Below are 11,461 nucleotides of genomic sequence, written 5' to 3'. Positions count from 1 at the left end.
AATAGCCTATTATCTGATCAGCTTATTAATCCAGGAATATACAATGCGAGGCTCCGAATTCACCGAGCTCAAGGCATTTTCGGCGATCGTGGAAGAGGGGAGTTTCGTTCGTGCGGCCGCCAGGCTGCGGGTGTCGCCGCCGGCACTCAGTCAGTCGATCCGCCAGCTGGAGGCCCGCGTTGGCGTCAGATTGCTCAATCGCACGACGCGCAGCGTTTCACCAACTGCCGCCGGCGATACGCTGTTCGCCCGTCTTGCGGTCGCGTTCGGCGAACTCGACGGTGCCGTCGCCGACATTCGTGCCGCGCGGGATCGGCCAGCGGGCTCGCTGCGTATCAACGTGCCACGCGTCGCCGCAGTGCGGTTCATCGCGCCGATCCTTGGCGAGTTCCAGCGCGCCTATCCCGATATCGCGCTGACGGTGATCGTCGACGACATGCTGACCGACATCGTTGAAGGGCGGTTCGATGCCGGCATCCGGCTTGGCGAGCGGCTGGAAAAGGACATGGTGGCGGTCAAATTGAGTGAGGACCTGCAGATGGCTGCGGTGGCTGCCCCCGCCTATTTCGAGAACCGGGCCATCCCGCGCCATCCGCAGGATCTGCACCAGCATCGTTGCATCAAATTCCAGTGGCCCAGCGGCGGCAATATTTACCGATGGGAGTTTTCGCGCGGCAAACGGGCCCTGGAGATCGCTGTCGAGGGTAGCCTGACCGTCAACGAAACCGACCTGATGCTCAACGCCGCGCTGGATGGCGCGGGCATTGCCTACATGATCGATTACCAGGTTCGGCCATGGATCGAGAAGGGCAAGCTGGTCCGTTTTCTCGAGGCTTGGTCACCAAGCTTTCCAGGTTTTTATCTATACCACCCAAGCGCACGCCACGTGCCGCCAGCCTTGCGAGCATTCATTGATTTTGTGCGGGAGAGGTCATGAATGCTCATGAGAGATAATGGTTTCTCGATGTGACGATTCCGATGCGTCACCACGCAGCCGCGGTCCTACCAGCCGATCATCTGTACGAAACTGTCGAACTTTTCGATCCCCAGCGCCGCCGGGTAGCGCCTGACGAATTCAGCCGGCTTGAAAGGCTTTGACAGATAATTGAATGCCCAAGTCTCGTCGCTGGAATGATAGTCAATTCGCAGGTTGTCGCGATTGAACTCGATGGGATTGTTGACGCTGATAATCAGCGTATGCATCGAGGTGAATGCGTAAAATCTGTTCTCCGCATAAGCAGACCGGATGTGACGAATGAGATCGACCGCGTGCTGCTGGTCGAAAGCTTCGTTGGTCAGCGAGACGTAGAACGCCTCTATGCTGTCCCATGGTTGCGATGGGACAAGCCTAGGCGTGTAGTTATTCTTTGGGTCGTAGAGGCTCATGCCTGACGTCCACAATGTTTGGTGCCAACAAGCTTCGAAAGTCATACCGGCAATTTACAGTTTCGCCAAAAGCTCTGGCGTCGGCCAGCCATCCACAGGCAGGCCAAGGCGCATCTGCTCCTTGCGGATCGCTTCGCGGGTGTTGGTGCCGAGGATGCCGTCGACCGTGCCGACATCGTAGCCCCTGGCTTCCAGCCTGGTCTGCAACTCCTTCAGCTGCTCGTTGTTGAGGCCGGTCTCGGGATTGCGCGGATCGAACTGTGGCGCGCCCGCCAGCCTGGCGGCGAGGTTGGCAGCGGTCAGCGCGTAGGTGAAGGACTGGTTCCATTCGAGATAGACGTCGAAATTGTCGTAGGTGAGGAAGGCAGGCCCCTTGCGGCCCATGGGCAGCGCCAGGCCCGCTTTCAGGCCATTGTCGACCAGCGGTGCGCCGCTGGGGTAGGTGACGCCCCATTGCGCCCATTGCGTCAGCGGCAGCTTGTTGGTGCGCCCGGTCTGGTCCCACGGCATGTCGTCGGGCAGGCGGACTTCCTCGATCCAGGGCTCGTCGCGTTTCCAGCCACGCGACAGCACCTTATTGGCGGTGGTCATGATCACATCCGGCACGCTGCCGCGCAGGTCGACCTTGCCGTCGCCGTCGCCGTCGACGCCGCGCGCCAGATAGTCGGAAGGCAGGATCTGCGTCTGGCCGATCTCTCCGGCCCAGGCACCCCTGACGTCGGCCGGTACGACGCCGCGATCGATCAATTCCAGAAGTGGCACCAGCTGAGGCCGGAACAGTTGCGGGCGGCGGCAATCATGGGAAAGCGTCAGCAGGGCGCTCAGCGTGTGGAAATCGCCCTGCACGGCGCCGAAATCGGTCTCCAGCGCCCAGAAGGCGGCGATGATCGGTGCCTGGACGCCGAACTGCTGGTCGGCACGGGCGAAGACATCGGCGTATTTCTTCAGGTTTGCCGCGCCCTGCTTCAGCCGGTAGGCCGAGATCATGCGGTTGGAAAATTCGACGAAGGTCTGGGTGAAGACGCCCTGGGCGCGGTCGCGCGCCAGGACCTTGTCGTCGATGGTGGCATCCTCCAGCGCGTCGAGACCCACGGCACCGACACCGGCTGCCTTGGCTTCCGCCGCCACGCCCTGCTTCCAGGCTTCGAAGTCGTCGCCACATTCCTGCGCCATCGCCGGCAAAGCCGTGGCGCACAAGAATAGCGCCGCGAGGGCTTGGGAACGCAGTCGCATCAGCTTCCTTTCGAAACGAATGAGGGCCTTTGTCGTGCCCCTCTCGGAAGCCCAATGCCCTGGATTACCGGCGGTTGCACTCTTTGCCGCTGGCTGTGTCGAAAAGCAGGCGGCAGGCCCGGTGTCAACGGTGTTCTGCCGCAGCCCCTTGTTCCGGGCGACTTCGTTGCCGTTGAACCGGTGTCAACGGGTGTTCTGCCGCAGCCCCTTGTTCCGGGCGACTTCGTTGCCGTTGACCCGGTGTCAACGGTGTTCTGCCGCAGCCCCTTGTTCCAGGCGGCTTCGCTGCCGTTGAACCGGTGTCAACGGGTGTTCTGCCGTAGCCACTTGTTCCATGCGGCTTCACTGCCGTTGAAGACGTTGATGTCGGACTTGCCGGTCATGCCCGGAACGATGCCGGTTCCGGTGTATTGCCAGAAGGTGAAGGGGTGGCTGCCGTATTTTTCGCGCGGATGGCCGGCGACGGAGCGCAGCCAGTAGGGATAGCCGCGGAAGGTCGACAGCCCGTTGTCGTCGAAGAAGTCGACCGAGGTGTAGATGATCGGCTTCTTGCCATAGTGCCGTTCGACGATTTCTAGGAAGGTGGTCATCTCTGCGCGCACTGTGGCCGCATCGGGACGCAGCCTGCAGGTCGGCGATTTCGGGTTCCACTCCATGTCGAGGACCGGCGGCATCGCCGAGCGGTCGACCGGGACATTCTGGATGAACCAGCGCGCCTGCTGAGCGGCCGGCGTGCAGAAATAGAAGAAATGATAGGCCGCGCGCGGAACGCCGGCGGCTTTCGTGCGGGCCCAATGCTCGTTGAAATATTCATCGAAGCGATCACCGCCCTCGGTCGCCTTGATGAAGGCGAAGGAGATGCCGCTGGCCTTGGCCGACGGCCAGTCGACCGAGGTCTGGTATTTGGAGACGTCGGTGCCGTGAACGGCGTAGTTCCACGGCGCGCCGCTGTCCCATTCATGCGGCTTGGAATCGGCGAAGCGCGGCGCGCGCACGGCAACCGTCGTCGGGCTGCTCGACGCGGACGGCGACAGCGGCGAGAGATCGTCCACGGTCGAACAGGCGCCAAGCAGCGTCAGCATGAAAAGGGCCGCAAGACGGCGCATCGCAACTCCCGAGCCGGATTCAGCCGGTCGCTGATGGGTCTGTCCACTGATGGCCGGCGGTGGCCCCCTACGAGCGATCGCCCCATAGCATTGCCCGTTCCCCCAGTGATCGCCGAACATGGTTGATATCAGGTTGACGGCGCTCGACAAGCACTGCGATTTGCGGAAGCAATGGCGGCAAATCGATGACATAAGCGTCAGGCAGGGGCCTGGGAGGAAACAAATGCGGACCGTCGCCAAGATCGTCAAATGGCTGCTTGGCCTGGTCGTGCTGGCGATCGCCGCGCTGTTTGCCTGGCTTTACATCGCACCGCCGGAAATGATCCGCGTCGGCTCGGGCTATTCGGCCAAGATCGTCTGCTCGAACGTCTTCATCGCCGGGCGTGATCCCAATGAGGTGCTCGCCGTCGACGTGCAGGCGCCCGGGCACCCGCTGCTGCGGTTGATGCGGATCTCGGTGGACAAGAATAGGGGAACCGTCTCGGCGGGCCTGCTTGGCTTCCTTGGCAAAAGCCTTGCCGTCGCCCGTGACGGTCTGGGCTGCGCCTCGGTTCCCGATGGCGATGTCGGCAAGGCACGGCGGACGGCGATCTATGCCGAGCCGTCGGCGGTCAGCCAGGACGCGTTGTGGCCGGAAGGCGAACGGGTCGAGGCATCACAGGATCCGGTGATTGCCAAGCTGCTCGACGATGCGGCGCTGACTGGCACCGGCATGCGCGCGGTGGTGGTGGTCAAGAACGGCCGCGTCGTCGCCGAGCGCTATGGCGCGGGCTTTTCGGCAAAGACGCCGCTGCTCGGCTGGTCGATGACCAAGACGGTGAATGCCGCCATCATCGGCACGCTGGTCAAGGACGCCAAGATGGCGGTCGACAACAAAGGCCTGTTCGCGCCGTGGAAGGCGGATGGCCGCGCCGCGATCACCCTTGCCGACATGATGGCGATGTCGAGCGGGCTGGAGTTCAACGAGGACTATGGCGACGTCGCCGACGTGACGCGCATGCTCTATCTCGAACCCGACATGGCGGGCTTCGCCGAAGCCAAGCCGCTGACCGGCGAGGTCGGCAAGGCGTTCTCCTATTCGAGCGGCACGGCGGTGATGCTGTCGCGCCTCTGGCAAGACGCGATCGGCGACAAGGCCAAGGCGCTGACGTGGCCGCGCACCGCGCTGTTCGAGCCGCTCGGCATGCACAGCGCCGTGCTGGAAACCGACGAGCAGGGCACTTTCGTCGGCTCGTCCTATCTCTATGCCACCGCGCACGACTGGGCGCGCTTCGGTCAGTTCCTGCTGCAAGGCGGGGTGTGGAACGGCAACCAGGTCTTGCCAGCCGGCTTCGTCGACTGGATGCGTGAGCCGGCACCCGCCTCGAAAGTCTACGGCAAAGGCCAGTTGTGGATCGAGGCACCGGGCGACGAGAAAAACCCCGGCGCCGGCGTGGCGGCGGGCCTGCCCAAGGACACCACCTGGATGGAAGGCCATGATGGGCAGACGGTCACCATCATTCCCTCGGAGCAGCTGGTGGTGGTGCGGCTCGGGCTGACGCCAGCCAAGCTCGGCTACCGCCCGCAGACGATGGCGGGGGCGCTGATGACGGCGCTGAAGTGATCGCTATAGGGCGTGTACGGTTGGGCGTTCTGAGTTTGAGTGATGATCTACCGGTCTGGAACGGCGGAAGGCGAATAATTTAGTCCGTGATCCAGTACGCAATCAGCACTACCGGCGAAAAGCCCTACTTGGTCGAGCTTAGGACAAGCTTTGATCACGGGTACAACCACGCTGACCGGTCCGTATTGTCCTTCGACGAGCTAACCGCATTTCGTGATGCTGCAGCCAAATACACACGTCAGGCTCAATGGAAGCGTGAGGGATTGGCCGATTGCCAGGGCCGTCGTATGGAGGATCTCCTCGATCTGACCGAGGCTCGTTTGAAGCAACTTACGGTGTGCTGACAGGTCGCCCGACCACGGCCAGCCAGGCATAGCCGCGATAAAGCGTGCGGAAACGGAAGCTTGCGCCGGTTCGCCGAGATTCCGATTCCAGGACCTCGCGCAGCGATTCACGCGGCGCGACGTGGAATTTTTTGAGCCAGCCGCGCAGCAAAGTCCGGAACCAGCCAGGCAGGCCTTCCTGCTGGCCGAAATCGACGACATGAAGGGAGCCACTGGGGGCGAGGGCAGCAAGTGCCGCCGACACCGTCTTTTCCCAGCCAGGGATCATCGACAGAGAATAGGACACGAAGATGCGGTCGAACCGTTCGATGCCATAAAGCGCGCCCGCGTCGAAATCGGTGGCGTCGCCCCTCGCCAGCATGACGCGTGCGGATATGCCGTCGCGGGCAATCGTGGTCCCGGCTGTCTCCAGCATTTCGGCCGAAATATCGAGGCCGAAGAAGCGTGCGTCGGGATAGCGACGGGCGGCCAGGATGATGTTGCGGCCGGTGCCGCAGCCGAGTTCAAGCACGGTGCCGCCGGCCGGTACGTCCAGAGCGGAGATCATCTGGTCGCGGCCGAGCAGGTAGCATTTGCGCGTCAGGTCGTAGATGTGGCGCTGCCAGCGGTAGACGCCGTCCATCAGTTCGGCATGGTTGGCCTGCAGCTCGGTCGTGCTCATGCCGCACGCTTCACATAGAGGTGGAAGCCGCCATAGATGGCCGAGCGGTCGCGGGCCGAGAATTCGCGCGAAGCCTCGTCCTGATAGGTCCATTGATCGAGCAACGAGCTGGAAACCCGGCCGGGCAACAGGCTGGGCTCGGCGGCCGTGCGGAAGATGACGCGGGCGCCGACTGAGGCGGTGCGGGTGATTTCCGACCACAGCGCGTTGAGCTGGTCATCGGTCATCCAGTCCTGCGCATCGAGCAGGATGAAGCGGTCGACCGCGCCTGCATCCTTGCCGGCAAGAAACTCGATCAGATTGGCATGGTGGATGGCGACGCGGTCGACATTGCCGCGGATGGTCTCGTAATTCTGTTTTTCGAGATAGGCGGGCAGGGCGGCCTCGCCGGGGTTCGGATAGCGGCGGGCAAAAGCCTGCCAGGCGAAATAGTTGTTCTCCAGCGGAAAATCGCAAGCGAGCTTTTCCAGCCGGGCCTTGAGCACACTGGCCATGGTGCCGTCACCCGAAGTGATCAGCGAATCATACTGCGCCGGCGGAATGCCGAGGCCGAACAGCGAGGCCTTGCGCGATGTCGCCCATTTCAGCAGTGGCTTGTCGAAGACCGGCGCCAATTCCTCATCGAAGAAGCGGCGCTGTTCGCCGATGTTCTTGGCTTCCATCATACGGGCTGGATTGACGCCGAAGAACTTTGCCGTGCGATGGCCCATGGCGATGAACAGGCCGAGCAGGCCGGTCCGGTAGAAATTGCGATCGAAGACGGCGATGCGCCGGCGGCCGCGCCAGTTGCGGCGCTCCCAGTAGTGACGGCTGACCGGATCGAGATGCGGCGCGATGAAACGATCGTAGGCTTCCGAATTGTGGCTGGTGTCGGAGGCGCCGAAGAAGCGGAACAGGTCGCCCTGAGACGGCAGGTGGCGCACGGCCTCCAGCTTCATGCGGTTCAACGCGATATGCGCGGCGTTGAGGTCGACGGCGTCAATTTGTGCCGGCGAACGGGTCAGGTAGGCGAGGATGTTGCAGCCGCCCGAGGCGATGGTGACGACGCGGTGGCCCTGGCCAAGCTGCATCGCCTCCATGTCGACATCGGGGTCCTCCCAGATCTGCGGATAGACGAGGCCGGAAAACAGGAAGGCGAACAGCCGCTCCGAGATGCCGGCTTTCGACAGCGGGCGGTTCTGGTACACGGCCTTTCCAACTTCCTTGCCGCGGCGAAAAACCAGATCTGCGGAAACGTCCGTCATGGCAAGGTGATTCCCCATTTGCTTTGCCGCAAGCGGGTAGCGCAGGGTCATGACAGGCCGGTGACAGCCTGTTGACGTAAGTTCAGGCCTTGCCAAATCCGCCCGGCGTCGGCGTCGTCAGGATGACGGCGTCGCCCGCTTGAAGCACGGTCTGGTCGCACGCTTTCAGCATTTCGATCGTGCCGTCCTTGCGGCGGACCTTGGTCGAGCCGACCTCGCCGTCGCCGCCACCGTGCAATCCTTGCGGCGGGCGGTTGCGATGCGAGGACAGGATCGCGCATTCCATCTTTTCGAGGAAGCGGATGGTGCGCTTGGTGCCGTCGCCGGCGCTCCATCTGCCCTTGCCGCCGGAATTTTGCCGAATGTGGAAGTCCTCGAGCAGCACGGGAAAACGCAGTTCCAGCACTTCCGGGTCGGTGAGGCGCGAATTGGTCATGTGGGTGTGGACGCCGGAGGTTCCGGCAAAGCCGCGGCCGGAGTTCATTTGGCCGGCGGGTGAGCCGGAACAGATCGTCTCGTAATACTGGTATGTCTTGTTGCCGAAGGTCAGGTTGTTCATGGTGCCTTGCGCATTGGCCATGGCGCCCATTGCGCCGAACAGCGCGTTGGTGACGTGCTGCGAGGTCTCGACATTGCCGGCGACGACGGCGGCGGGGTAAGCGGGCTTGAGCATGCAGCCATCGGGAATGATGATGTTGATTGGCCGCAGACACCCGGCATTCATCGGGATCATGTCCTCGACCATCACACGGAAGGCATAAAGGACTGCCGCGCGGGCGACCGGCTCTGGCGCATTGAAATTGTTCTTCATGACCGGCGACGTGCCGGTGAAGTCGACCGTCGCCTCGCGCTTTTGCCGATCGACCGTGATCTTCACCTTGATGAGCTGGCCGGTGTCGGTCGGATATTCGTACTCAGAACTATCCGGCAGCCGCTCCAGCACGCGGCGTACGCTCTCGGCGGCATTGTCCTGGACATGGCCCATGTAGGCTTCGACGACATCGAGGCCGAAATGCGCGACCATCTTGCGGAGCTCTGCCACGCCCTTTTCGTTGGCGGCGATCTGCGCCTTGAGGTCAGCGATGTTCTGGTGCGGATTGCGCGCCGGGTAGAGGTGGTCGGTGAGCAGCGTATGCAGTTCCTTCTCGCGGAACTTCCCACGATCGACGATGCGGAAATTGTCGAACAGCACGCCTTCCTCGTCGACCGTGGTGGCAAGCGGTGTCATCGAGCCAGGCGCCGTGCCACCAATATCGGCGTGGTGGCCGCGCGAGGCAGCCCAAAAGAGGATTTTCTGCTTGATATCGTCGAAAACAGGTGTCACCACGGTGATATCGGGCAGATGCGTGCCGCCATTGTAGGGGGCGTTGAGGGCAAAGACGTCGCCGGGGCGGATGTCGCCGGAATTCAGCCGGATGATGGTTTCGACCGAACGATCCATGGAGCCCAGATGCACCGGCATATGCGGCGCATTGGCGACCAGGGCGCCGCTGTGGTCGAACACCGCGCAGGAGAAATCGAGCCGCTCCTTGATGTTGACGGAATAGGCGGTGTTCTGCAGCGTCACGCCCATCTGCTCGGCGATCGACATGAACAAATTGTTGAAGACCTCCAGCATTACCGGATCGGCCTCGGTGCCGAGCGCTGCCTGCCGCTGCTTCTCCTCGATGCGGCGCAACAGCACATGGTTCTTGGCGGTGATCTCGGCCTGCCAGCCCGACTCGACGACGATGGTCTGGTTCGGCTCGATGATCAGCGCAGGGCCGGCAATTCTGTGCCCGGGCTTCAGTCCTTCGCGGCGGAGGATGCCGGCGTCGCGCCAGATGCTGTCGGAAAAGATTTTTCGGACCTCCGAAGGATTTGCGGCGATGTCTTCGAGTGCTGAATCGCTTTCGTCGCGCCCCGTGCCGCCGATGTCTGTGCCCTCGACGCCGACGGTCTCGACGATCATCGGCTTGTTGTCGTAAACGAAACCGAACTGCGCCTTGTGGGCAATTTCGAAATCGCGCTTGGCCTGGAAAATCGAGTCTTCCTCGAAATTCACCGGCAGTGTCGTGTCGGTGCCGTCATAGCGAATGTGCAGCACCGGCTTCGCGGCAACCATATCCTCTGCGATGCCTTGCACTGCGAGTTCGGCGATGACGGCCTTTCTCAAGGTGGCAATGAGGTTGCCGATCTCGGTTCTGGACTCTTCCGCCAGCGGCTTCAGCAGCGCCTGCTGGCGCGAGGCGAAAACCGAGGACAGGCCAATGCCATAGGCCGACAGCAGGCCGGAGAAGGGATGGATCAGCACCGCTTCCATGCCGAGCGCGTCGGCAACCAGGCAAGCATGCTGGCCGCCGGCGCCCCCGAAGCAATTGAGCAGATATTCGGTAACGTCGTAGCCGCGCTGGACGGAAATCTTCTTGATGGCGTTGGCCATGTTTTCCACGGCGATGGTGACGAACCCTTCGGCGACAGCCTCCGGCGTGCGGCCATCGCCGATTTCGGCGGCCAGTGCGGTGAATTTTGCGCGCACCGTCTCGACGTCGAGCGGCTGGTCCTGGGCGGGTCCGAAAATGGCCGGGAAGAAATCGGGCTGCAGCTTGCCCAGCATGACATTGGCGTCAGTGACGGCCAGCGGCCCGCCGCGGCGGTAAGCGGCCGGGCCAGGATTGGCTCCGGCCGAGTCAGGTCCGGCACGGAAGCGGCCGGCCTCGTAATGCAGGATCGAGCCGCCGCCGGCGGCGACGGTGTGGATGCGCATCATCGGCGCGCGGATACGCACGCCGGCGACCTCGGTGTCGAAGGCACGCTCATACTCGCCGTCATAGTGGGCGACGTCGGTGGAGGTGCCGCCCATGTCGAAGCCGATGACCTTGTCGAAGCCGGCGAGCTTTGCCGTCTCGACCATGCCGACAACGCCGCCGGCCGGCCCGGATAGCAGTGCGTCCTTGCCCTGGAACATATCGGCGGCGGTAAGGCCGCCAGAGGACATCATGAACATGAGATGAGGGGACTGGCCGATCTCCACCCTTTTGGGGCGGATTGGCGCGGTGCCCATTTCCCCCGCCACGCGTTGCACATATCTCGACAGGATCGGCGACAGATAAGCGTCGACCACGGCGGTGTCGCCGCGGCCGACCAGCTTGATCAGCGGCGAGACCTCGTGGCTGACGGAAACCTGGCTGAAACCGAGTTTCCGGCAGACTCTTGCCACCGCCTTCTCGTGATCGGGATATTTCCAGGCGTGCATGAAGACGATTGCGACGGCATCGATGCCATCCGCTTTCGCCTGCTCGATCGCCGGCCGGCAAGCGGCGATGTCGAGCAACTGCTCGACGCGGCCATCGGCGCGCACGCGCTCGTCGATCTCGATGACGCGCTCATAGAGCTGTTCGGGAAGGATGATTTCCTTGGCGAAGATGTCCGGGCGCGCCTGGTAGGCGATCTTCAGCGCATCGCGAAAGCCCTTGGTGATGAGCAGCAGCACCCGGTCGCCCTTGCGCTCCAGCAGCGCATTGGTGGCGACCGTGGTGCCCATCTTGATATCGCCGATCAGGCCGGGCGGGATCGCGCCGCCGGAGGACAGGCCGAGAAGGTCGCGAATGCCCTGGATGGCGGCATCGGCGTAGGCTTCGGGATTTTCGGAGAGAAGCTTGCGCGGATGCAGCCCGCCTTGAGGGTCGCGGCCGATGACATCTGTGAAGGTACCGCCGCGATCGATCCAGAAATCCCATTTCGCGGTCATGGCAGCTCCCGGCACGTTTCAGTTCGATCGGTTCAACGCATCCTGTTAGTTCGCCGTTGTCTGGCCGGCAATCGCAAACGGGCCAGACGATGTTACATGAGGAAACGCAACGTTACGAAACTCATGGCTGTCTGATGCATTTCCTCTTCGACCG

Annotated in this window: 8 protein-coding genes; 2 read left to right on the top strand and 6 right to left on the bottom strand. The window is 62.7% G+C overall.

Features of this window, described 5'->3' with window-relative positions:
• Window positions 1–43: 43 nt before the first annotated feature.
• Window positions 44–937 (top strand): LysR family transcriptional regulator, encoded by an 894-nt coding sequence (locus ACFFNA_RS02705; protein WP_111543639.1) that lies wholly within the window; start codon window positions 44–46, stop codon window positions 935–937.
• Window positions 938–1,002: 65 nt separating this feature from the next.
• On the opposite strand, the gene ACFFNA_RS02700 is transcribed toward ACFFNA_RS02705, so the two are convergent.
• The 3 genes from ACFFNA_RS02700 to ACFFNA_RS02690 form a co-directional block, all read right to left on the bottom strand.
• Window positions 1,003–1,386: a hypothetical protein gene (locus ACFFNA_RS02700; protein WP_111543640.1), complete on the bottom strand. Its 384-nt coding sequence runs from the start codon at window positions 1,384–1,386 to the stop codon at window positions 1,003–1,005.
• A gap of 54 nt (window positions 1,387–1,440) precedes the next feature.
• Complete coding sequence (locus ACFFNA_RS02695; protein ID WP_378915387.1) at window positions 1,441–2,619, bottom strand: lytic murein transglycosylase; 1,179 nt, start codon at window positions 2,617–2,619, stop codon at window positions 1,441–1,443.
• A 302-nt stretch (window positions 2,620–2,921) separates the two neighbouring features.
• Complete coding sequence (locus ACFFNA_RS02690; RefSeq protein ID WP_378915385.1) at window positions 2,922–3,725, bottom strand: glycoside hydrolase family 25 protein; 804 nt, start codon at window positions 3,723–3,725, stop codon at window positions 2,922–2,924.
• Between the two features lie 223 nt (window positions 3,726–3,948).
• Between ACFFNA_RS02690 and ACFFNA_RS02685 the strand changes: the two genes are divergently transcribed.
• Window positions 3,949–5,328, top strand: a complete 1,380-nt coding sequence (locus ACFFNA_RS02685) for a serine hydrolase domain-containing protein (protein WP_378915383.1) — start codon at window positions 3,949–3,951, stop codon at window positions 5,326–5,328.
• Window positions 5,329–5,658: 330 nt separating this feature from the next.
• On the opposite strand, the gene ACFFNA_RS02680 is transcribed toward ACFFNA_RS02685, so the two are convergent.
• From ACFFNA_RS02680 to ACFFNA_RS02670, 3 genes are read right to left on the bottom strand one after another with little or no spacing between them, the layout of a single operon-like run.
• On the bottom strand, window positions 5,659–6,333 hold the full coding sequence (locus ACFFNA_RS02680) for a class I SAM-dependent methyltransferase (protein WP_378915381.1): 675 nt from the start codon (window positions 6,331–6,333) through the stop codon (window positions 5,659–5,661).
• Window positions 6,330–7,628: a BtaA family protein gene (locus tag ACFFNA_RS02675; RefSeq protein ID WP_378915379.1), complete on the bottom strand. Its 1,299-nt coding sequence runs from the start codon at window positions 7,626–7,628 to the stop codon at window positions 6,330–6,332. Before ACFFNA_RS02675 ends, ACFFNA_RS02680 begins: the two co-directional genes overlap by 4 nt.
• A 31-nt stretch (window positions 7,629–7,659) precedes the next feature.
• Complete coding sequence (locus ACFFNA_RS02670; RefSeq protein WP_378915377.1) at window positions 7,660–11,307, bottom strand: hydantoinase B/oxoprolinase family protein; 3,648 nt, start codon at window positions 11,305–11,307, stop codon at window positions 7,660–7,662.
• Between the last annotated feature and the right edge of the window lie 154 nt (window positions 11,308–11,461).

The organism is Mesorhizobium kowhaii (assembly GCF_042431665.1).
In the GTDB taxonomy this organism is placed as follows: domain Bacteria; phylum Pseudomonadota; class Alphaproteobacteria; order Rhizobiales; family Rhizobiaceae; genus Mesorhizobium; species Mesorhizobium kowhaii.
This window is presented reverse-complemented; position numbering and strand designations above follow the sequence as displayed.